The 23,282-nt window shown below is 36.9% G+C and carries 24 protein-coding genes and 1 pseudogene; 9 read left to right on the top strand and 16 right to left on the bottom strand.

Annotated features, from left to right (window positions below; all coding sequences use genetic code 11):
* Positions 1-12: 12 nt before the first annotated feature.
* From brxC to LCM23_RS10870, 4 genes are read right to left on the bottom strand one after another with little or no spacing between them, the layout of a single operon-like run.
* Positions 13-3,576 (bottom strand): BREX system P-loop protein BrxC, encoded by a 3,564-nt coding sequence (gene brxC / locus LCM23_RS10855; RefSeq protein ID WP_224936976.1) that lies wholly within the window; start codon positions 3,574-3,576, stop codon positions 13-15.
* 11 nt (positions 3,577-3,587) lie between these two features.
* Positions 3,588-4,136 (bottom strand): BREX protein BrxB domain-containing protein, encoded by a 549-nt coding sequence (locus tag LCM23_RS10860; RefSeq protein ID WP_224936977.1) that lies wholly within the window; start codon positions 4,134-4,136, stop codon positions 3,588-3,590.
* A complete protein-coding gene (locus LCM23_RS10865) occupies positions 4,133-4,735 on the bottom strand; it encodes a DUF1819 family protein (protein WP_224936978.1) in 603 nt (200 codons plus the stop codon). Before LCM23_RS10865 ends, LCM23_RS10860 begins: the two co-directional genes overlap by 4 nt.
* A gap of 15 nt (positions 4,736-4,750) precedes the next feature.
* Positions 4,751-4,999: a TIGR04540 family protein gene (locus LCM23_RS10870; protein ID WP_224936979.1), complete on the bottom strand. Its 249-nt coding sequence runs from the start codon at positions 4,997-4,999 to the stop codon at positions 4,751-4,753.
* Between the two features lie 263 nt (positions 5,000-5,262).
* Here LCM23_RS10870 and LCM23_RS10875 point away from each other — a divergent pair, with 263 nt between their 5' ends.
* The 4 genes from LCM23_RS10875 (at position 5,263) to radC (ending at position 7,599) form a co-directional block, all read left to right on the top strand.
* Positions 5,263-5,466, top strand: a complete 204-nt coding sequence (locus LCM23_RS10875) for a hypothetical protein (RefSeq protein WP_224936980.1) — start codon at positions 5,263-5,265, stop codon at positions 5,464-5,466.
* Positions 5,467-5,503: 37 nt separating this feature from the next.
* Entirely contained in the window at positions 5,504-6,010 is a 507-nt protein-coding gene (locus LCM23_RS10880; protein ID WP_224936981.1) for a hypothetical protein, read from the top strand.
* Positions 6,011-6,035: 25 nt separating this feature from the next.
* Entirely contained in the window at positions 6,036-6,797 is a 762-nt protein-coding gene (locus tag LCM23_RS10885; protein WP_224936982.1) for a hypothetical protein, read from the top strand.
* 193 nt (positions 6,798-6,990) lie between these two features.
* A complete protein-coding gene (radC, locus tag LCM23_RS10890) occupies positions 6,991-7,599 on the top strand; it encodes a RadC family protein (RefSeq protein WP_224936983.1) in 609 nt (202 codons plus the stop codon).
* 311 nt (positions 7,600-7,910) lie between these two features.
* On the opposite strand, the gene rlmH (LCM23_RS10895) is transcribed toward radC, so the two are convergent.
* From rlmH (LCM23_RS10895) to LCM23_RS10910, 4 genes are all read right to left on the bottom strand, one after another.
* Positions 7,911-8,390 (bottom strand): 23S rRNA (pseudouridine(1915)-N(3))-methyltransferase RlmH, encoded by a 480-nt coding sequence (rlmH, locus tag LCM23_RS10895; RefSeq protein WP_224936984.1) that lies wholly within the window; start codon positions 8,388-8,390, stop codon positions 7,911-7,913.
* Between the two features lie 73 nt (positions 8,391-8,463).
* On the bottom strand, positions 8,464-8,673 hold the full coding sequence (locus LCM23_RS10900; RefSeq protein ID WP_224936985.1) for a hypothetical protein: 210 nt from the start codon (positions 8,671-8,673) through the stop codon (positions 8,464-8,466).
* 219 nt (positions 8,674-8,892) lie between these two features.
* Positions 8,893-9,909, bottom strand: coding sequence for a hypothetical protein (locus tag LCM23_RS10905; RefSeq protein ID WP_224936986.1), 1,017 nt, complete (start codon positions 9,907-9,909; stop codon positions 8,893-8,895).
* Positions 9,910-9,965: 56 nt separating this feature from the next.
* On the bottom strand, positions 9,966-10,121 hold the full coding sequence (locus LCM23_RS10910; RefSeq protein WP_224936987.1) for a hypothetical protein: 156 nt from the start codon (positions 10,119-10,121) through the stop codon (positions 9,966-9,968).
* Positions 10,122-10,248: 127 nt separating this feature from the next.
* Between LCM23_RS10910 and LCM23_RS10915 the strand changes: the two genes are divergently transcribed.
* Positions 10,249-11,031 carry a helix-turn-helix domain-containing protein gene (locus LCM23_RS10915; RefSeq protein WP_224936988.1) on the top strand — a complete coding sequence of 261 codons (783 nt, stop codon included), beginning with the start codon at positions 10,249-10,251 and terminating at the stop codon, positions 11,029-11,031.
* A pseudogene (locus LCM23_RS10920) lies at positions 11,024-12,067 on the top strand (recombinase family protein); the annotation flags it as partial. The gene LCM23_RS10915 and the pseudogene LCM23_RS10920, both read left to right, overlap by 8 nt.
* A 615-nt stretch (positions 12,068-12,682) precedes the next feature.
* Here LCM23_RS10920 and rlmH (LCM23_RS10925) read toward each other — a convergent pair.
* A complete protein-coding gene (gene rlmH / locus LCM23_RS10925) occupies positions 12,683-13,162 on the bottom strand; it encodes a 23S rRNA (pseudouridine(1915)-N(3))-methyltransferase RlmH (protein ID WP_224936989.1) in 480 nt (159 codons plus the stop codon).
* Positions 13,163-13,337: 175 nt separating this feature from the next.
* Between rlmH (LCM23_RS10925) and LCM23_RS10930 the strand changes: the two genes are divergently transcribed.
* From LCM23_RS10930 to LCM23_RS10940, 3 genes are read left to right on the top strand one after another with little or no spacing between them, the layout of a single operon-like run.
* Complete coding sequence (locus LCM23_RS10930) at positions 13,338-13,883, top strand: RNA polymerase sigma factor (protein ID WP_224936990.1); 546 nt, start codon at positions 13,338-13,340, stop codon at positions 13,881-13,883.
* Positions 13,880-14,182 (top strand): hypothetical protein, encoded by a 303-nt coding sequence (locus tag LCM23_RS10935; RefSeq protein ID WP_224936991.1) that lies wholly within the window; start codon positions 13,880-13,882, stop codon positions 14,180-14,182. Before LCM23_RS10930 ends, LCM23_RS10935 begins: the two co-directional genes overlap by 4 nt.
* Positions 14,172-15,818 carry a carboxypeptidase-like regulatory domain-containing protein gene (locus tag LCM23_RS10940; RefSeq protein WP_224936992.1) on the top strand — a complete coding sequence of 549 codons (1,647 nt, stop codon included), beginning with the start codon at positions 14,172-14,174 and terminating at the stop codon, positions 15,816-15,818. Before LCM23_RS10935 ends, LCM23_RS10940 begins: the two co-directional genes overlap by 11 nt.
* Positions 15,819-15,953: 135 nt before the next feature.
* On the opposite strand, the gene LCM23_RS10945 is transcribed toward LCM23_RS10940, so the two are convergent.
* The 7 genes from LCM23_RS10945 to yycF all read right to left on the bottom strand — a co-directional run bounded on the left by LCM23_RS10945 (position 15,954) and on the right by yycF (position 23,268).
* Entirely contained in the window at positions 15,954-16,115 is a 162-nt protein-coding gene (locus tag LCM23_RS10945) for a CxxH/CxxC protein (protein ID WP_224936993.1), read from the bottom strand.
* Positions 16,116-16,218: 103 nt separating this feature from the next.
* Positions 16,219-17,436 (bottom strand): S1C family serine protease, encoded by a 1,218-nt coding sequence (locus LCM23_RS10950; protein WP_224936994.1) that lies wholly within the window; start codon positions 17,434-17,436, stop codon positions 16,219-16,221.
* 330 nt (positions 17,437-17,766) lie between these two features.
* The gene (locus LCM23_RS10955; protein WP_095371360.1) at positions 17,767-18,561 is read right to left on the bottom strand and encodes an MBL fold metallo-hydrolase; all 795 of its coding nucleotides are present in this window, start codon (positions 18,559-18,561) and stop codon (positions 17,767-17,769) included.
* Between the two features lie 9 nt (positions 18,562-18,570).
* Positions 18,571-19,377, bottom strand: coding sequence for a two-component system regulatory protein YycI (locus LCM23_RS10960; protein ID WP_095371359.1), 807 nt, complete (start codon positions 19,375-19,377; stop codon positions 18,571-18,573).
* Between the two features lie 18 nt (positions 19,378-19,395).
* On the bottom strand, positions 19,396-20,727 hold the full coding sequence (locus LCM23_RS10965) for a YycH family regulatory protein (RefSeq protein WP_224936995.1): 1,332 nt from the start codon (positions 20,725-20,727) through the stop codon (positions 19,396-19,398).
* Entirely contained in the window at positions 20,724-22,550 is a 1,827-nt protein-coding gene (gene walK, locus LCM23_RS10970; protein WP_095371357.1) for a cell wall metabolism sensor histidine kinase WalK, read from the bottom strand. The genes LCM23_RS10965 and walK overlap by 4 nt, the downstream gene beginning before the upstream one ends.
* 7 nt (positions 22,551-22,557) lie before the next feature.
* Positions 22,558-23,268, bottom strand: a complete 711-nt coding sequence (gene yycF, locus LCM23_RS10975; protein WP_095371356.1) for a response regulator YycF — start codon at positions 23,266-23,268, stop codon at positions 22,558-22,560.
* Between the last annotated feature and the right edge of the window lie 14 nt (positions 23,269-23,282).

A 23,282-nucleotide genomic window follows, 5' to 3' on the forward strand; every position in this document is an offset into this window, starting at 1 on the left:
CTGCCCCACGATCTATACTTTAATAAAATAGTATGTTTGTAGCTCTTTTATTAAACTTTTCTTCAATGATTCGATAGCACGCTCTAAGTCCTCTTCAGATTCAATCATATCCATATGAGTAAAGAAGGAATTATATAATTCTTGTTCTGTTATTTTCTTTGGTTGTCTTTTAACGATATCTGAGTAATCTATTAAATCGTTAAGCATCTGGCGTGCTCTTATTTTTGTTGCTTCGAAAAGCTCATTAAGCTGTTGTTGATTAATTCGAGCGCTAGATATACGTTCACTTTTTTTGATTTTCTCATGAAGCTGAGTTGCTTGATTTTTTCGTGATTGTATATATTCTTCAATGCTTTCATATTGGTTATATTGATCGATTAGGTTTTCAAGTTTAATAAATATTTTTTCGGATTGAACCATTACAGCCTGTTTTTGTTTGTTCGTTTCTTCCTGAATTATATTCTTTAAAACATCTGTTAACTTCGGCAATTGACTTATTTCTTTAGTTGGTTCTTCCTGTAATAAAATTTGTTTTATACGTTGAGCGGTTTCTTCTAACTCTTCATTATGAATAATTTCTAAGTCTTGCTTATAGTCATTCAAAGCCTGAACCGCTTCATCAAATTTAGTTATAGGATTTCCCTCATAGAATCCCTGGAGCGTTTCTAAAATGTCATACCAATTTTCTATATCATCTTCATATTGAATAAACGCACGGCAGAATTGTTCAGGATCACGAATAGAAAGTAATTTTTGCGTATCATTCACAACTGTTCTTATGTCGCTTTCACCTGGGTAAGGATAATCGCTTCTTGAATCTTGTTGACGTCTTCTTTCTCGAATCTTTTCAATCGGTTGTAAAAATTCTTCCTCAACCTTTTTACGTATAACTTCTTCATAAGCATCATAGGTATCATACGCTTGTGCATTAGAAAAGAAATCACGGACTAAGGCTATAAGCTCATGTTTAACTTGATGATCCATCTCAACGATTGGTAATAGCAGTATACGATCACGTTCAGAAACCTTTTCTAATCGGTCATAGAATTGATTAGAGTTAGGATTAAATGATTCACCAGCATAAGTGAAGCGAACTTTTCCGGCATTCATTAATCCCATTAAAATACCAATAGTATCTTGTTCCTCCCATCCAAAAGGAACTGCCTTATATTTTTGTACGACTTCTTTTAATGTCCGTTGGTCATGAGAACGTTCTAGCTCCTCTATGAAATGCTTTACCTCATCAATTGCATTTTTGTTTAAGTCACTAAATAGACTTTGTTGACCTAGATTCTCAGCAACTTGCATCCATTCTTTTTTACTATTTTTAAATGATATAGGCTCCTCAATGTAATGAAACTTTGTAAATGTGTTACGAATCAGCATGTCCATGGCTTGATTCACTTTACTCTCAAATGTCCCACTAAAGTCGCGATGTTGTCCTTGGATATAAAATTCAGCATTCTCACAAGCCTTACTTAATAACTCTTCTGCTTTGTCTGCATACTCATCAACTTCAGCAATTTTGGCCTCATAAATCCTTTTTTGCTGCCTACTAGTTGTGCCTGACTGTTTTCGGCGCACATAGCTCTCCACTTGTTGAATATAGGCTAAAGCACCTTCTGCTTCGGCGACCAGGTCTTTATTTAAAAGAATGATTAAGTGACCAGAGTTAGCTTGTAAAGCTGCCTCTGAATCTGTCATGCCTTCAGAAAAAACTTGCATCGTTAATTCATGATTCATCTGACCCTTCACGTAATTATCAAATCGTTTATTGTAATCAAAGTGTTTAGATTGATCTTTATACTTATATTCATACTTGATATTGCTATACATTGACCTAAAGAAAAGATCACCCAAATCCTTTTTTACAGCTGTACTATTATAATCTTCTCCTTTAATTTCACGGTTAATTTCCTGTTCTTCATCTGATAAAAATGAATAAGAACCGTCAGCATGTTGTTCGATAAACATTGCCATTTGGAGTCTATTCAATGACTTTTTTATACGGTATTCTAGAGGCTGACGTTCATCATAAACTGTCTCAACCATAAGTGTTGCAATATTATTAGGTGTAGATTTTATATCATCAATCCCTTTGATTAGATAGAGCACTTGTAATACCTTTACATCGTATTCTTCTAAACCCTCATTATTTCTAGCTCGATCCTGGGCTCTTGATATCGTACTTGTAATCGATGACTCCAAATAATCACGAATAGATGGATAAAATTCTGCCATAGTTACCATATTATCGACTTTTTCCTCAGCATTTAATTGTGCTGCTTCCTGAAATGCCTTAAGTAATGAACGCTCACCACGTGAAGTGTGCTGTCCACCTTCCCCTAGATTACGGATCTTAGTAAAGATTTTTTGTAATAACTCAATTTGATATGGAACAAATGGATAGAACTCTACAAACTCATCAATTGAACGATAGCCTGAACGCAACTGTGTATTCTGCTTATCAAACGCTAAACGATTATGAATTAATTTACCTTCTTGATCATGAATCGTTTTTAATGTATCTGCACCTATATCTTCTTTTTCTAATAGACGTTTTTTGATAACTTCATCTGTATTTGCACTAGATAAGTTAATTTTGGTTTCAAATCTTCCCTGGATTTTTGAGAAGTCTTTCGTACTATCAAGGTCTGAAACCGTTGCTTCTAGCTTTTCTTGTGAAGTTACTATCACCCAGGCTTGACCATGGCATAAGTCACCCAATCTTTCAGTTATTGTTTGTAGATTTAGCATCAAGTTAGTATTATTACCAACGTATTGGCCAACCTCATCAGCCAGGAAAACGATTCTATAATCTGGGCCTTGTTTTTTACAATAATCAGCTATCAACTGGGCAACTGAGTCTGCATCAATAGAAAACCACTCACGACTCATAATAAAGAAACTCTCTGCAGTATCCGCATCATAACCAACTGTTTCTAATGCCTGAATAACCTTTTTTTTTCTAAGTTTAATTTTCAAACGGAACTCTTCCCATGCCGAGCCGTTTTGATCATGAATAGCCTTTTTAAAAGCTTCATAAGCTCCATCGTTATCTAGTTGACGTTCCATATCAGCAATCCACAATGTATCTGAATAACCCAAATGATTATTAAATACCCTTAAAAATACTTCAATAATTCTTTCTTTCTCTGCATCCTTGGATGAAGACGTGGAACGAGAATCAATGTTGAACAGTAAGGCATCTGTTCTCTTTTTAGAGACTTGTTTCATCATATTGAGTAGTTCTTGATTGTCCGTTTTATCTTGGAAGTAATCAGCAGGTGTTTTACCTGTAATCGTTTGATTATGTAACAAATAAGATAATATCTTTAAGAAGTGGGATTTACCAGATCCAAAAAAACCAGATATCCATACTCCTACCTTAGTAGATGGTTGATCATATACAGCTAGGTAATTACGATAAAAACGTTCTAAGTAATGTTCACTTTCTTCTGTCAAGACATATTCATCCAATTCCGTTTTAACTACATCTTCCTCTATCTGTTCTGCTTGAACAACATTATTAATCGGACGGAATATATCTTTTAGAAATAAATCCTTTATTTGCATTTCTATACCCCCTAGGAAATTCGTGATAATTGATAGTCATCTTCATAGTCAAGAATACCAAACAATTTTAGTCGCAATCCTGTAAATTCACCCGGATAAAATAAGACGATTGGTTTCTTATAACCTTTGCTAGAAATAGCCTTTAGTAATTGACTAGATCTTAAAAACGGATGCGCAGAACCAACTCCTGTTATAAAAATGATATCTGCCTCTTCAGTAATATCTTTAAACTGTTGAATCATTGTGTTGCTCTCATTTAATATCGGTTCAAATACATCAATCAAACCTTGTAATCCTTCCTCTTCCTCCATTTCAAATAATTCTTCTAACTCATCTTCATCAAAAAACGAAAGCAAAAACTCAAATAAATTTACCTCTCTAATATTCATTTTAGCCCGCTTCAACATATTCTTTATGTACACGCGTACTTGTAATTCATCTTCTGGAGGATAGTCCAATACAAAATGTGGAATATCACTTCCAATCCCTTTTGGGTTTGTGAAACCATCTTGTATAATCCGCTTTTCCATTTGTTCCAATCGTTCATATGTTGATTTCATACTTTATTCACCTTTTCTAAAACTGTAAAGGAATATAGTAATGGGATATCCCTCTCAGCATAAGTTTTTAAAGTTTGGCTAATATATATTGGATTTACGTTATATTTCGTTTGGTCAATCTTTTCAATCATCTTTGATTCCCTAAAAAATAACATTAATGTACTGATGAGACGTTTTATTGTTTCAGGTCGCCATTGATTGACTTTATCGTTAATATTCGCTTTAGCTTCAAAAAAATAATGAAAATCGTTTCTATATAATGGTTCTTGCTGTTCATATTTATAGATAATTACTTCTAAGTAAAACTCTAAAGGTATTCGATATACCTGTAAAAACGAATATAGAGTTAATGCTTTTCGATCATAATCATTCGCTTGCAAAAAATGCTGCTGCATATCGTTATTTAAAGCCTTCGCACGATTATATACCATGTTAAATCGATTCTTGATACTGACTGGACTTCTTAATTGAAAAAGATTATTATCAATAATTTCTTCTAAAATTTGATTTTTATTGTTAAGTTTCTGCAATAGCTCGAGAACAATGGCAATATCATTTTCAGACCATTTTTCCTTCGTAAATCCTGCTGAATATTCCATTTTAACCTCCTCCACCTATCCTCTTACAATATCTTGATGGATAACTTGATCAACCACTTCTAACCTTCGTTTACCACATTGCTGTCGAAGGATTGTTGTATAAATGCCTTCCTTCTTAAATTTATTTGTATTGGCTGCATACAACTTTTGGATAAGCTCAATCATCTTAGATTCATCTATTTCATCTTCCCAATATGTATCTATTATAAGGTTTATAATTGCCGCTAAATCCCTTTGAGTCTTCTGAAATACCTTAATTTCCATAGAATCACCTCGGTGTTCTTACTTTTTTTATACTTTATCTTTATTCTATATGTAGTTCTTTAGTAATACAACTGCGTAGGGAAAAATTGTATATATTTTCTCGATGCACCTGCATTCATATATGAAAGGGGGGTACCCATCCGTTTCATGCCCCACCCCCTCGTATAAACCGTTGTTTATCCATTTGGATAGATAACGGTTTTTTTGCATTACAGAGACGACATGCGTGGTGAGAGGAGCGCACTATGAAAGGAGGAATGGAGATGAACTACTCATTGGTAAAGATTCTTGTTGAGGCTAAGAAACTTAACAAATGGATCCCTGCAATATTCCTAGTGAAATATGACATTCAAAAGGTTAATCTAACAGAACTTGAGGATAATGGACTCATTCTGACTATGAAAAGTAAGTCAGATGGGTTGGTATTGAAGTTAACACTCAAGGGTTATCACCACTTCAACAAATAATTAGGATTATCCAATAACTTTTAGGAGGAATTTTATTATGCGGAAGAACTTATGGCTTGATCATGAATTGATTAATGGGAAAGGAGTTCCTATTCCAGAGATTAAAACAATCTATCAATCTTTATTAAATGAAAATGAAAGGATTAAAGATGAGATAGTTGATTCCATTGAATGCAATGACTACGTAAGGCTATCTCATTTACTAGCCTGTAGAAGTAAAATTCAAACAGCTCTATTAGAAGTTGAGAAATTACATGAAGATGATTTGAAAAACTATGTTTCTACTAAAGAGCGAATTTCTTATGTACTAACCAATGCTGCTGAAACCTTGGAATCAAGAGGTGAAGATGTACTGTTAAACGTTATTAAGAGCTTAGAAAAGATGAATCATTCTACACATAGCTTGATAACTAAGTCATTAGAATTCTCATCTAAAACCGTCAGTAAAGGAAATCAATTAAATCATAAAGCAGGAAAGTTTCTTGTAAAGAAAACATCACAAGGATTATCCAAACTTGCAGATGTAATTAATAAAAAATCTTAATCTATTGAAAGGAGGTGAGAAACATATGAAATCAGGTATGCATTCCCAAAGAGACAATATAGTACCATTCTCTAATAATGAATCTGAAATAGTTTCACTACCTAATATTGTCGTATCGACTATTGAATCAAAACGACGTGTAGTGGAACTACAAACGTTTGTTGAAGAGGTGCTGGTGAAAGGTGTTGATTATGGTTTAGTAGATGGATTTTCAAAACCTACATTACTTAAGCCAGGTGCCGAAAAGCTATGCGATGTATTTGGATTCTCGAAATCAGCAGATGTCGTAAATCGTATTGAACAATGGGAAACAGGTATATTTGCTTATGAAGTGAAGATGACGCTTATACGCAAAGACAATGGACTCGTTGAAGCTGAAGGCCTAGGTTCATGCAATAGCAAAGAGTCTTCTTTTCATCAACAAGATCCTTACACAATAGTCAACACCGTATTAAAGATGGCAAAGAAGAGAGCGTTGATTGATGCAGTTCTATCTGCAACACGTTCAAGTGGTATCTTCACACAAGACATTGAAGATTTTCCACAAGCAAAAAGAAAAGATAGTAAAGGAGGTGGTGAACAAACAACAAAAGCCCAACTACAAAAGATCTTCAGTATCGTCAATGAAATGGACATGCCGACAGATGTTGCAAAGGAATTGATGAAGATGACTTTTGGAGTTGAGCGTAGTACACAGCTAACCCAAAAACAGGCATCAGACTTTATTCAGGATTTACTGATGCTGAAGGAGGTGAGGACGATGGATGAACAAAACTATAATGATTGAAAGCACATGGATTGCAATGCGGTCGATGTGCTTTTTTATTGCACAAAAATAGATGAGCTCATCGGCATATGAACTCATCTAAAAGTCTCGCTCAACATCAGTATATTGCAGAACAAGTATTTACTCAATCGGGAGGGACGTATGGCGTCTCTCCTTTTTTAATTCAATCAAACAAATAATGGAGGAATTTATAATGAACAATTCAATTGATAAAATCACTTTTAGGAATCTATTAGCTACAACAACTCGTGAAAAGGAAGATAGTTATGTAGTGAGTGAACTATTCAGCCGCTACCCATCCATTCAGGGGTTATTAGCTGTAACTGAGAATGAATTGCTACAAATCAAAGGTATTGGGAAAGTAAAGGCCAAACAAATCATTGCTGCTTTACAACTTGCCCGCATGAACCCTTGCCCAGTCGAACAAAGATTTACAATTCGCTCACCTGAAGATGCTTATGATTACCTAAAGGATATGCAATATTTGCAGCAGGAGCATTTTGTGGTTCTGGGCTTAAACACAAAAAACCAGATAGTCTTCCGTGAGACAGTATTTGTTGGCTCATTAAATGCTAGTATCGTACATCCGCGTGAGGTGTTCAATCATTTAGTACGCCGTAGCTGTGCAAGTGCAATTGTGGGGCATAACCACCCCAGTGGAGACGTTTCACCAAGTATGGAAGACATTAATGTAACAAAACGCTTAGGCGAGGCTGGGAAGATGATGGGTATCGAGATTTTGGATCATATCATCGTCAGTCATGAAAAGTATACTAGTTTAAAAGAAAAAGGATATCTATAAAAAATTTTTTCAAGAAAGTCAGTGAAGGTGCTAGAGATAGCGCCAACACTGGCTTTTCTCTTATTATTCTCAATTTATGGGCTAAAGATGGAAATAGTCAGCACTTTTTTCGTAGGTACCTCTTTGTAATTTAACCTTAAACCTTGAATTATAAGGGTTTTCTAAGGATTTTGTATAAATATTAGAATCTGCTAAAAAACCAAAATAGCCATTCACTATGTATTAATCCGCTATAACCCAGAATTGTAACATTGAAATTTGATATATTTTATAAATACCCTGCCTTCGGATATGAAAACTATCTTTATAAATCATTTATGATAAGGTTCATTTTTCTGTATTTTGAATGCACGGTATACCTGCTCCAATAAGATTAGTTTCATGAGTTGATGTGGAAATGTCATTTTTGAGAACGATAGTTTTCGATCTGCGCGATTTAAAACATCATCACTTAATCCATTTGATCCACCAATAACAAACGAAATTTGACTCTTACCATGTATGCTCAGCTTCTCCATTTCACTAGCCAATTGTTCTGATGACCAGTTATCTCCTTGTATATCAAGAGCAACAACATATTGATTCGGTTTAATCTTGTTTAAGATACGTTCTCCTTCTTTTTGTTTCACTTGATACAGTTCCTTATCACTCAATTGCTCAGGGGCTTGCTCATCACTTACTTCGTCCATTGTTAATTTACAATAAGGACGCAATCTTTTTTCAAACTCAGCAATGCCAAGCTTTATGTACTTTTCTTTTACTTTACCAACACTTACAATCTGTATTTGCATTAAAAATCTCCTCTTCATAAGATTATTCAGCTAGTACCTTGGTATTTTTCAAGGCACTAGTTTGAATTCATTTTTACGCGTACTGATATCCTTTTTTATTCATTATTCGTTCTTTCTCCATTGTATAAATATAAGGAATATGGCTTGATATATCAGTAAAATCAATAGACATAATATATTGCTCATATTTAAATACCATTGCATCCCGTATCTTCTGAGCAACTTCATCATTAATCTCTACAACAGCCCGTCCATTTGTTTGCGGGAACTCAATTACATACATTTCTGTGTCATCATCTATTTTTAATCACCGTTCATCGTATGTATTGAGTCAAGTTTAACCCGACCAACAGCTAGTATATCATGTGTTGGAAAAGTATCTATAATATCTACAATTACACTCATATCATGATGCTCCTTATCATTATTTCTACGTATCAAGGCATTGATGCACATTTTAGCAAATGATATAATCAAATCAACATATAATTTCTATGGCTGTCTACTGTTTTACAGTGGCAGTCTTTTTTTGTGGCATTAGTCGTAATGGAGGCAACATGTTATCTCCAATAAGCAATACATCTGTTCCAAGAATACTTCTTAATTGCATTTTTCTCTTTCTGAATGTTGATGCAGCATATTTGTTTAAGCACTCATCTTCACCACTAAACAGCAACTCTGTAGCAAATGCTATTAGAGATGATTTGGTTCTGAGTGGGATGGTTTCCCGGTTTATAGCATCTATCACTTGCTGCAATGATGTGTATTTTACACCACTACTTAATCCATTCCGATCCAACCCCTTTTGCAATATCTTAGCCGCTACATCCATACTCAAGACTTCCACAGCCTTTCTTCCGGGACTAATTTTACGTATTTCAGTATCCGAAAGCTCAATTTCATATCTAAGTATGCCTTTTGCTTTCTTAAGATGCCGGGCTTTATCAGGATATAGGCGTTGTTGTTCCACCTCCGCCTCTTTATCGTAAATCTTCTCTTTCTTCTTGGTAGCCTTCCATTCTACCGATTCAACCCTATCACTACTCTTAGCGTTAAACGTTCTCTTTTGATATTTTGCTATTGAACGAGCGGACATAGCATTTAAATATCGACTCTTTAGATGGCCAACATTAAAATTCTTACAAACATGCACCTTTTCAGTCACCCAAGTTCTAATTGATGGTACTCTTGAAAGATTAATTTTGAGCTTTACAGATATATATTTACGCATCATTATAAAAAACGTATCAATATCATCATCTTGTAACTCGTTAACATTTGAACCATATATAAATGAAGGAATGGAAGTCTCTACTTTTAACCAACATTTAGAAGGCTCGTCTTCTTTGTAAGTGTATCTGATAAATGGAAGACCCTTATGGTCACTATCATATAGCTTCTTAAAGATAGTTTTGTTTGCCTCTAACCTCCTTGAAGAAACCGTTTCTTTCCAATCTATGTTCTCTATTTCCTGTCTAGACAACATTAAAGGTACTGCTATTTTCACAGTATCAAACATGTATATCACGCTCCTTAAGTAGCTAGTTGTGCACGTATTACATAGAAAACACAAATCTATTTCTTATTATTTAATTGCTCATACATAATATCTGCTATCCTATGAATAAACTGATTGCCTTGTTCTTCTTTCTCAATGAGCCAATCAGCAATGCTCTCTTCATTACTTAAACAGGAAATATTACATTCTCCCACATTAATTCTTTCACTCAATTTAGGTCACCTCGCTTTCTTGATTGAAATCATAACACAACTTAATTAAAAATATCAATATCCCTATCTAATATTTAAATTTTATGTTATAGTATATTTAGAAAATAAAATAACAGGAAGTGAAACAATGAAGAAGATTATAATAAATAAGACAAACCTAACGGATCTAGCAAATCTATCTATTGGAAGAAGAGTACGTTATATTCGCGAACATCTTCAAGACGAGTGCGGGAATTCCTTTAGTGGAAAAAGCGTAGCAAATCGAATTCAGTTATTTTCTCAATCTACCTTAACAACGATTGAAAGAGATAAAACGAAAGATATTCCATCTAAGGTTTTATACGCCATTGCCAAGGACTTTGGGGCAGACTTATACATGTTTTTTGATGACTTTTATATAAATAGAAGCCTTGAATCAGTTGTCTTAATTCCACCTTTATATAACAAAGATGATCCTGCTAAGGAAACTAAGGATGATAGTGAACTCCTTAAAACTCAAATGGCTATAGAAACTAATCCACTACTTGAAAACGAATACACAATAAAAACGACGGTTAGTAAAGTAGCTTCTAACGAAGATGAACAAATAACGTTTATTTTTAAGAGTAGAGTAAAATATACCGAACAACATTTATTTTACTTGCTCTCCCATATTATTAATCAAATTAATACGATAGATGTAACTATCGAACCAGAACTTGCCGATAGTAATAATCAACTAGATTCCATAAGACTAGCTAAAGATTATATTCAATATGGGAAAACTTCCTTACATGCATTTCCATGGTATTCAAACAAAGGCAAGTTAGGATTAGATAACAAAGCCTTTGAACAAGCAGTTAAATATACAAATATGTTATCTAATAATCTCAAACACTATCTGGAAGAAAGGGAAGATAAAAATGACTAATCCAACTAAAGCTGCACTATATGCACGCGTTAGTACAGAGGAACAAGCCACAGAAGGATATAGCATTAAAGCTCAAATTGGGGAAATAGAAAACTATGCTAAGAATAACAACATGGAGATTGTTGCGAGATATGTTGACGAAGGTGTAAGTGGAAAAAGTATATCTGGAAGACCCAAGATGAAACAAATGCTAAAGGATATTGATGCCAATCTTTTTAATACTATCATAGTGTATAAGATTGATCGTATTTCACGTAAATCAAAAGATTCCATGGAAATTGCAGAGCGATGCGAACAGGCTAATATTAGCTTAATAAGTCTTAGGGAGAATTTTGACTATGCAACCCCTATGGGAAAAATGGTATTTCAGATGATGAGCAATATTTCAGAATTTGAAAGGAATGTTATTGTAGAACGCGCCAAAATGGGCATGATACAACGTGCTAAGGAAGGGTACTACAATGGAGGTAGAGTTCTCGGATACGATAGCATCAATAAAGAGTTAGTCATTAACGAAGAAGAAGCTCATGTAATCCACTTAATTTTTGATTACGCTGAACAAGACCTAGGTTACAAGGCAATTGTATCCCGTATAAATACCATGGGCTATAAAACAAAACGAGGAAAACCTTTTTCCATTAATACCATTAAACAAATCCTAGACAATCCAATTTACATAGGAAAAATTCGTTTTAATATGTATGAAAATTGGGCTGAGAAACACCGTAAAGGAAAGAACGAGGAATATATTTTAGTCGATGGGAAACATGAAGCCATCATCAAACAGGAGCAATGGGATCGTGTACAGCAATTTCGTAAAAAACGTTCTGTAAAGCCTTCACGATCTAATAAACCATATATATTAAATGGTCTGGTTCGCTGTCCAAAATGTGGATCTGGAATGGTATCGGCATCATCTAAAGGATCAAAAGGTAAGAGGTATCGTTACTACGTATGTGGACAATTCCACAATAAAGGTAGCAAAGCATGTAGTGCACATTCCATACGTGCAGATCTTGCGGAGCAGCAGGTGATGGAAGAATTGAAACGTATTGTATCTGAACCATATGTATTAAATCAAATTATTAATAATGTTAATGAGCAGCGTAGTGAAGCAAAGACTCCAATCAATGAGGAAATTAAAGTGCTTCAATCTAAGCTAAATAAGGTAGAAGTACGGATTAACAATATAACGGAGCAATTAATGGACGCCCCTTCATTAGTAGCCATTTTTAAACCGAAGCTAAAAGGACTTACCGATGAACAACAGGATTTTCAAAACAGGCTTGAAGCATTAAATAGTGAATTAGGAGAATGTGATACAACGCCTATAGATGCACAGGCACTTCATCACCTTTTAAGTAACTTTGAGAAAGTAATGAAGGATGCTGATCCTGAAAGACATAAGGCATTACTCCGCTTTATCATAAAGAATATACAGATTAGTAAAGAGGCACCTCGAGGAATTGGAAGACATATTGAGAAGATAAATCTACACTTTGATTTTACAATGGAAGGATTAGAGGAACACTCGTTGGAGTTATTAGATGCTGTTGGTATGGATTATATCGAGCCTGTGGAAAGTTGGATGTTGGAAAATAAGGATGGTAAAATGTTGAGCGAAATGATGGATTCGCTTAATATTTTACCCTTAAAAGATGTACGGTTCCCCCCGATTAATCCGAAACCCCCGATAAACCTGCTCCAACAACAACAATCTCATCACCTGATGCGGAAACGTCATCTTCGAAAAACTCAATGCCAGATCACTCCGACTCTCCACTTCCTTACTAGTACCAAGCGACCCACCAATAACAAAAGCAATTTTACTCTTACCATAGGTAGCGAGGTCGTCTAGTTTCTTTGCGAGTTGTTCGGAGGTGAGCATGTTGCCTTGGATTTCTAGGGTGATGACGAAGGTGTCTGGGGCGATGTGGGCGAGTATGCGGTCGCCTTCTTTGCGTTTGACTTCTTCCATTTCGGCTGCGCTCATGGATTCTGGGGCTTTTTCGTCTGGTACTTCGATTAGGGTTAGTTTGGCGTAGGCGCTTAAGCGTTTTTTATATTCGTCGATGCCTTGTTTTAAGTATTTTTCTTTTAGTTTGCCAACGGATACGATTGTGATGTTCATACTGGGCCTTCCTTCCGTGCTGTTTTTTCTTCCCCTAGTTTACCATAAAGTGTGCTGACTTATTGATGGTCCTCTTTATTGTCTGAAAAATTTTTCCTTCTTTTTGCAACTTTTCCATGCCTTTTAGCATCTATGTATTATACTCGATTTTACCAGGAGAGGAGGGGCGGTATTTTTGCATCTTGTTGAGCGTTTGAAACAGAAAGAAGAAGAGGCGTATTTAGAAGTGATGGCTGCGTATGGGGATTATCTGCTACGTACCGCTTTCTTGCTTTTGAAGGATTATCAGTTGGCAGAAGAGGCGGTTCAGGATACGTTTGTGATCGCTTTTCAAAAGATAGATCAGCTTGAGGATGAGGAGAAATTGAAAAGTTGGTTAACGACCATTCTTCTTAATCGCTGCCGCTCCCAGATGAGGAAATCGCGTTGGAAAGTGCTGCTTGCCCCTCTTGATTTGATTGAGAGAACAAAAGCAGACAGTCAGACATTGAATCCTGAAAATGCTCTGCTATTTTCTGAATTGCATGAGAGCATCAGCACTAGCATTCAACAATTAGACTATAAATATCGTGAAGTCATTACATTATTTTACTTTAACGAAATGAAGATTAAAGACATCGCCTTATTTACGAAAACCAATGAGAACACAGTCAAATCCAAGTTAAAGCGAGCACGACTGCTTTTAAAAGAAATTCTTCCTGAAGGGAGTATCGGCATATGAAAAAACAACTCGATAAGGAGTTAGAACACCTTCGTTTCACCAAGCAAAGAAATGTAATGGACCGAATGGGCAAACCAACGTGGAAACAAAGATTGAACTCCCTTTGGCATAAGGAGATTGAGATTCCCCTCCTTCCGGTTGCAGCTTTTGGGATGATGATTGTATTGCTGTCTGGTTTAACTTTTGCCGGCAACGAGATTAGTTACACGACGAGGGAAAACAATGAGACGATTAAAATCGGTGGCAACGTGTATTGGAAAGAAGATTTTGAAAAGCTGGTTAAGAAATATGAAAATTAAACTACAAGTGAAGCAGCTCGTCTATCTGGTTGTTGCCTTTCTTCTACTTATTGCTACGATGATTTTTTTGATTATCCCACAATGGAATATTTATAATGCGAAAAAACAAGCTGACCAAGGATATTCTGAGGCTAAGGTTGCCTTACTGCAAATACTTGAAGATGATACAGTTTTTGAGACGCAAAAATGGAACATCATTCAAGAATATATGCTCATACAACCAGTTGAGCGGTTTAATGTCTTTGCTGGTGCTTCTTTTTCACAGGTGCAATTAGATCATTCAAAAATCATAAACTTTACTTGGAAAGAAAAATTACCTTATCTGAAGCAATATGTAAAAGAAGGACCTCTTGATGATTACTTCGTTCTAGCCGTCAAACAGCTTACGTCCTATTATGAAGGGATGAATCAGTCCGATCTTGCTAAACAGACTTTGGATCAAGCGTCAGAACGTGCCGCTAGCTCCTATAGTCTCTATTATAATGATCTACAACTAGAACGGGTCGACTTTGCGATTAACCACAAAGAATATACAGAAGCAAACCAACTGTTAGAGACATTTGATGAAAAACTGGAGAAAGGCGATTATTATTGGCACGCTAAAATCGGGCAAAGACAAGTAGAAATCGCGATGAAACAGGGGAAGTTGCAAGAAGCTCGTGAACAAGTGAATGTCATTTTAAATGAATATAAACAAGCTGAAGAGAATGATGACACAATAGAATCGGAGTATACTACTGACGTATACGAGTCATTGGTATCACTTAAGGATCGAATAGAAAGTAGCATCAATAACCCGACTACTAGTACCGTAAAAGGTAGAATTATGTATAGTGACGGCAAACCTGCGGCCAATGTTGGGGTTATTTTGCGAAATGAATCAGACATTCATTATGGCGCTCTTGGGGACGAACGTTATTTTACGACGACAGATAAAGATGGCTTTTATGAATGGAACTTTGTTGAATCAGGACGTTATCAAGTGATTCTTGGGTTTTCTTTCGATCAGATTGATGGATGGACGTATCCTTCTACGATGGATGATTGGCTAACAGCTGGCGATCAGCTTGAAGTCACGAAGGATATCACGCTTCGTCCGTTAATTGAGATTAATTCACCTGTTAATCAGAAAAAAATCACAACGGACACGGTGCATTTTTCTTGGGAACCGGTAAAGGGGGCTGCCTATTATCAACTACATCTCGCTGTCGATATAGATAATGGATCTGGTTCGATAAGTAGCCCCTTTCGCTCTCATATTGGAACTAACAAAATAGATGTACCGATTGAAGACTTATATGACCATAGCGTGGGACTCTCTATGTCAGGTGATGAGCCAAATTCAGTTGATCCTATTACATTACTCGCTTTCACCAACCCAAACAACCGCTTTTCTTGGTCTGTTGACGCTTTCGATGAAAATGATGAATTACTGACGAGAAGCAACGGCTACCGCTTAGGTAATGATACGATCGGTCATCTTCCCTTTTTTTACTTAAAAACGAGAACACTAACTGAAGCCGACCAACTTTTGTTAGATAAGAAATTTACTGAGGCATTAGAGGCATATAAGGTAAATCCCGAGGATAAACATAGCGAACGAATGATCAAACGATTAGAGGAATTAAATGAATGAATAACAAAAGCACCTGTTAGAAGGTGCTTTTATCTGCTTCTTAAAAGATATACACAGCTCATCCTCACACCATAAACAGAATATCCACAGAAGTTATCCACATATCCACATTTTCTATCCACATCTTGTATGGGATTATTTGTTCGCCACCATATATATGGCTGGGTTGGGGCAAAATTCACAGGTTGTTGATAAGTTTTCTTCTGGTGCACATTTTGTTAACACTGGGAAGGTTTCGTGTTCGTCTACAATGGTATCGATGGCGATATCAATATGTTCTTCGCAGCTATAAATCATCTTCGGTGCCTCCTCATTTATCTATTTATAATTTATCCACAACTCATCTTATCAAAACTTAAAAAAACAGGAAAGTGATGCCTTCACTTTCCTGTGGATGAATTTAGAATGTATTCTCGGTTTTTAATGCCATGGTTGTTTCTGCTAATTTACCTTCGCGATAATACTTCACCTTCATCTCATCTCCTACGTCCTGACCATATAAATGGTGGCGTAAATCTAAGACATCGGTAATTTCTTCGCCATCTAGCTCAACAATGACATCCATTTCTTTCAGTCCTGCTTCTGCAGCTGGACCATTTGGCTCGACTCCGCTCACAACTACACCATTTTCTACATCTTTCGGAAGTTTTAACGCTTCTTCTTGATAATAGGCAGGGATATCACTTACTGAAGCGATTTGTACGCCCATATATGGTCTTCTCACTTCACCATGCTGTTCTAAGTCACTGATGACCGTTTGCGCAAAATTAATCGGAATGGCAAGCCCAATGCCTTCCACAGAGGATTCAGCAATTTTCATCGAGTTAATGCCGATGACTTGTCCGCTAATATTGACGAGTGCCCCACCGCTATTTCCTGGGTTAATGGCTGCATCTGTTTGTAGGACTTCAGCATTCCAATCGACTGTACCGTTTTGATCGATATCGACTGGTACGGTCCGATTTAAGCCGGAAATAATCCCTTTAGTGACTGAGCCTTCAAATTGACCGAGTGGATTTCCGATAGCAATCGCAGGCTCACCAATTGATAGAGCGTCGGAATCACCAAATTCTGCGACATCCTCTACAATCGAGCCATCTATTTCAAGTACAGCTAGGTCTGTCCATACGTCGGATCCTACGAGCTCAGCAGCAATTTTCTCACCATTGAAGAGATTGACTTCAAGCCTCTCCGCACCGTCGACGACATGGTGATTCGTCACGATAAAGGCATGGTCCCCCTCTTTCTTATAAATGACACCAGAGCCAGAGCCTGCTTCTACTCCTTGTGTGCTTTCACCATTTTGACCATTCGACCACATGCCTGCCGATTGGATGTTGGAGATGCTAACAACCGCTCCTCTTGCCTTTTCGACTGCTGATGTGATTTCTGTTTCCACATCTACCGATACTTTTTTCGTTTCTACTTGGCTGTTTTCATCTGTGTTTGATAAGCCTAATGTTTCTCCCCCATTAGAGCCCCCGTTCATTTGGGGAACAACGAATAAAACGAGCAATGCACCGATAATGACACCGACAAGACTAGAGAATATGTAACCTGCTTTACTTCCCTTTTTGGTGCGTCCCTCACGATTATAATGATCATCATAATAGCCCATTACACAACCAACCCTTTCATACCATTTTCTTTTTTTAAGATATATCCTTCTATTTTTATAAAAAATGAGGTCTCTTTTTTCCCTAGTGTTATCATAACTCTTCTTCATTAGAAACATACTAGGAATGAGAAAGATTACCTGATGAAACGTGTAGAGGCTTACTCCGCTACTATTATTATACGCATAGATGAAAAAAGACAAATACTAAAATGCATAAGACAAGAAAATCTTACGAATTTGTTCATACTTTCTTTCTCATTTGGTAAAAAGCGCAAAAAAGGAAGGGGTAGCATCTAAGCCTCCCCTTCCTTCTACCCATTATTTCTTGCCTTAAACAGCTGTTAAAGCTGTAGGTTTTTTCGGATCTGTATCAAAGAGCTGGAATCGCTCTCCGACGCGTATGCCTTTTGTTTCAAGTGTTTGGGCGACAGCCATGCGTGCCAAGTCCTTCATATTATTATCTTGACTTAGGTGGGCAAGATAAAAGCCTTTCGTGCGATCACCGGCCACTTCGCTCATCGCAATCGCCGCGTCTTCATTGGAGACATGGCCGACATCGCTTAAAATCCGACGTTTAATATTCCATGGGTAACGTCCCATTCTTAACATTTGCACGTCATGATTACTTTCAAATACATAGGCATCGGCGTTTGAAATAAGTCCCTTCATGCGATCACTTACATACCCCGTATCTGTGATGAGCACAAGTTTCTTCTCGCCTTGATGAAAAACGTAAAACATCGGTTCGGCTGCATCATGTGAGACGCCGAATGATTGAATATCGAGGTCGCCGAAGGTTTTTACGGTTTCCATATCAAAGGTGAATTTCTGCTCTGTTGGGACTTGTCCAATTAACGGAGACATCGCCTGCCATGTTTTTTCATTGGCATAGATCGGGAGCCCATATTTCCTTGCCACAATACCGACACCTTTTATATGGTCACTATGCTCGTGTGTCACAAGTATCCCGTCTAAACGACTCATATCACGATCAATTTCTTTAAATAATGCTTCCATTTGCTTGCCACTGAGGCCAGCATCCACTAAAAAGGAGTGGGTGTTGGTCTCTACAAAAATGGCATTCCCCGTACTGCCGCTCGCGAGAACGCTAAATTGAAAAGACATAGGTTTCTCTCACTCCATTGTTTTATTCTCATTTTTATTTAGTTCGAGTACATTTAGCTCGAATCCGTGTACATATAGACTGTATTCACCATCAATGACGAAGCGCCAAGCTGGTGTTAATACTTGAAGATTACTCATATCGACATACGTATGAAGCCCAAGCTCTGGTTCTGATACTTTACTGCCAGACGGGATCTTGCCACTATTGTATAAAGAAGATAATGCTTCAGATGGCGGCTTGATCAATTTTTGATCATCCTCAATTGGTTCAATTGTTTCCAAGTATGTTTGTGTATAAGAGACAATTTCATTATTTTCATTTAAGAAGAAGGTTAATTCAGCATTTTTATTTTGGTAGATGATTTTCTCTTGGTATGTTTGATAATACGTAATGGTATTGCCTTTCTTCTCCCAAAAACGATACTCATTACCGTATAAGACTTGACTCTGAATAAAGGACTCTAATTCCTTTGGATCAAAGTCTTCACTTACTTTCATCAATGGCTTATTGACATCAAATATATACTCGACACCGCCATCAACCTTAATGTCTTCTCCATTCAGGCTCTTCAATTCATCTTTTTCAAACTCTTTAGGAGTTGCCCGTAACAACTGGCCACTGACTTCTTCTGTCGTAAAAATATTTGCGTCATATGAAATGTCATCATCCTTTAATTTTTCTTCTAACGTGCTTGATAAAGGAAATTCCGTTTCTTGTTCTTTTGCTTGGACGACAGTAAAGTACTCATACAATAAATAGACATTGAGCACAAGAAAGGTCAGTATAAAAATGGTTTTTATTTTGCTCCAATCCATCTACTTTCCCCTCCTGCCTCAATTTGGTATAAACTCATCCTTGGTAAACTTCTTCCACTCATTATTATAACGATAATACCAAGCTGGCTGCAAATTGATGATTTCCGAATTAGTTGTAGCCACATTCTTTTCTACCTTCATCTCGTAAGCCACCGTTACATCTTGCAGCAAGTCACGCTCAAAATTAGGTAGCTGCTCGATCTCTTCGATGACTTCTTTACCGGATAGTAAACGGCTTTCCTCCCCACCACTCACAATCGTTCCGAGTGCGAAGTTGCTACGCGTATATTCATTAATGTCTGTATCACCAAGCTCTACTTCTATCTTCGCTCGATGATAATCACTAAAGATGGGAATTCCTTGTTGGTTATGAAATAATCGGAAGACAACCTTATTACTCTCTGGTACCTCTTCAAAGTAACGATAATTGCCTGTCCAGCCCTTATGTGCATTCATAAAATCAATGCTTCGTCGCAGTAGATTCATCCCAACAAACTCATCACCAACAACAGAAGAGATGTTTTTATAAGAAATCATATTGCGATCTTCATAGACACGCATAATACTCGTACTATCGGTATATTCAATCATGGATGGTTGAGTTGTACTCTCTTGTACAACAGATGGATCACTAAATAATGACTCCATCAATGTACGTGGTTTGATTTTATCCATTAAATAGATGCGTTGTGTCGATACAGGAATATGCTCATCCGGTACATAAATCACGCGATCATTCTGGCCCTTATAACCAAGAAGCGAATAGAAATCTTCATCTTCACTGGCCGTCTCGTAATACTTCGTACGGAAATCAGCCATCGATGGACCTTGCACTTCTCCACGGTAGACCGTCCCTTGATCTCTCGATATAAAATAGGCTAAACCGACATCATCCTCTATAGAAGTCGTGTCAATCATCATTGTGTCAAATGAAAAATCGGTAGCGTTCTTATCAATATTGGGCATGACTTCGCGAAAAGCATTAAGTGAAACGTCATCTGGGTAGACCATTATAGAATGTCCTGACTCTTCTATCCATTCATGTAATGAACCGATATCGTTGGAGACATTAGCTAGATTTAATAGTTCCCATTTGTTCATATCATTAGTGATTTGGTCGATTTCCGCAGATAGGGTTGTTCCAATTTTCTTATCATCGTAGAAATGAATAAGCTGACTAGGTCTAATGACTTCACTATACTCTTTGTCATCTCCTATCGGTTCAATCGCTTGTCCTGGGTTCTCGACAGGCGTTAAATTAGGTCGATACGTCCATAAATTAAACGTCAATAAGATACTACAACCTACTAAGATAATTAATAGGATATTCTTTATCTTCTCATAGGTCATTCCCAATCATCCTCTTCGGAACGGATATACGGCAAGCTAAAGGAGATCGTTGTTCCTTTTCCTTCAATACTTTCCGCCCAAATTTCTCCACCGTGCGCTTCTACCATTTCCTTGGCAATCGCTAGTCCTAATCCCGTTCCTCCTAATTTTCTTGTTCTTGCTTTATCTACACGATAAAAACGATTAAAGATTTTTGATACATTTTCTTTCGGTATACCCATGCCTTCATCAGCTACGCTTATGATTAAATACCCCTCTTGTTCTTCAATACTGAAGGTAATCTTTCCTCCTTCAGGTGAGTATTTCATCGCATTGGAGATGATATTATCAAGTACCTGAGTGAGTTTATCTGTATCAATCTCAACAAAATCAGCCGTTGTTGGCACCCTACGTTCGAAAGTGACATTTTGTTGTTTCGTGAACTCAAAGCGATCAATAATTCGGTTATAGAATTGTGTGAAATCAACCCACTCTTTATTTAATTGATAATCGCTACTGTCCATTTTCGATAGCTGCAATAAATCATTGACCAAGCGAATCATTCGCTCCGTCTCATTTTGAGTGACATCAAGGAAATTCGGAGCAATCTCTTTATCCTGCCACGCACCATCTGTTAATGCTTCTAAATAACTGCGCATCGTCGTTAGTGGTGTTCTTAGCTCATGTGAAACGTTAGCCACAAATTCGCGGCGCTCTTCTTCAATTTTTTCTTGCTCGGTAATATCATGTAAAACGGTTATAAGTCCATTAATAAAGCCTGTTTCCTTTTGAATAACTGAAAAATTGGCCCTTAAAATAAGATTGCTCTTTTCATCACTATAATCTAAGATAACCGATTCTCTCTCTTCAAGTAGCTCTTCAAATGTGTAGTCTTCTTCCAACCCTAATAATGAAACAATTGAATTAGATAAGACTGTTTCACGTGAAACATGCAACATTTCTGCAGCAGGTTCGTTGATGAGAATGACACGCCCTTTGCGGTCAGTGGCAATAACGCCATCTGTCATAAAGGTGAGGACCGATGATAGTTTCCTTCTTTCCCCTTCAGTGGTAGCTTGTGCTTCCTGCAGCTTTCTAGTCAAACTATTAAAGGTCATAGCTAATTGACCAATTTCATCTTGGCCATAGATTTTTACTTTTCTAGAATAATTTCCTTTTGCCATTGCTAACGCTTGTTTTCTCATATCGGTGATAGGTCTTGTAATGGTTTGCGCAAGTAACACACTGAGCACAGCGGTTAAAATAAGAGCAATTGCTGTACCTGTTGAGAAGATTTTGATAATCTCCCTCATCTGTGTATAGACATTCTCAATTTTAGACGTGACATAAATCACACCTTTTACGTCATTATCAATAATAATTGGTTTAATGTAGATCCATACTCGCTTGCCATTAATGACACTATCCTGTTCATTCGGTTGACCATTTTTAATTGACGTACGAATAAGCGCATTAGACATCTTCTGACCAACCTTTGATTGATCAGAAACATTCGATGTCCCTAGCACTCTCATAGACGTGCCCTCAATAACGGCGACTTCACTAATATCATCAGTGTTGTAGTCCTGCAATAGTCTGCGCAGGTCCACCTCCAATGTGGCATCACCGTCTTCCGGCACTCGTTCTTTCACAAATTGTTCTTCTAAATAATAAGATAGCAGCTTCATCTGGTTTTCAATCGTTGTTTTAAAGTTAGCGTTTAACGTATCCTCTAATTGCCTGACGAAATAAGCACTGACAATTTGCATGGCAATGAGGATGAGCAACACATATATAATGACGAATTTCAGATGAATTGATCGAAAAAATCCTACCTTGTTCATGTTCTACTTACTCCTGTTCTGGATTTCGCAAGTAGTATCCGACACCTCTTCTTGTAACGATCCATGTCGGATGACTTGGATTGTCTTCGATTTTTTCACGCAAACGTCTAACGGTTACGTCAACTGTTCTAACATCTCCGTAATAATCGTAGCCCCAAACAGTTTGAAGTAAATGTTCACGCGTCATTACTTGTCCAATATGCTTAGCTAAATAATGAAGTAATTCGAATTCTCTATGCGTTAGTTCGATCGTTTCACCGCGTTTAGACACGATGTATGCGTCCGGGTGAATCGTGAGTGAGCCGACCTCAATTTCATTACTTTCATCTTCTTCATCCACTTTTGATGCAATTTGTTGATGACGACGAAGATTGGCTTTTACTCTGGCAATTAATTCCCTTGTGCTGAATGGTTTTGTTACATAGTCATCTGCTCCTAGCTCTAGCCCTAATACTTTATCAATTTCAGAGTCCTTTGCTGTGAGCATAATAATCGGCATATCATATTTCTTTCTTACTTCTCGGCAAACTTCAATGCCGTCTTTCTGTGGAAGCATAATATCTAATAGAATCATATCAGGCTTTACTTCTTCTACTTTTTCCAATGCGGAGACACCGTCATATACACAAGTTACATCGAAGCCTTCTTTATTTAAGTTAAACTGTAATATATCTGCAATTGGTTTTTCATCATCTACTACAAGAATTTTCTTATCCATCGTTGTTCTCCTTT

It is taken from the genome of Cytobacillus kochii, assembly GCF_020171845.1.
Classification (GTDB): Bacteria; Bacillota; Bacilli; order Bacillales; family Cytobacillaceae; genus Cytobacillus; species Cytobacillus kochii.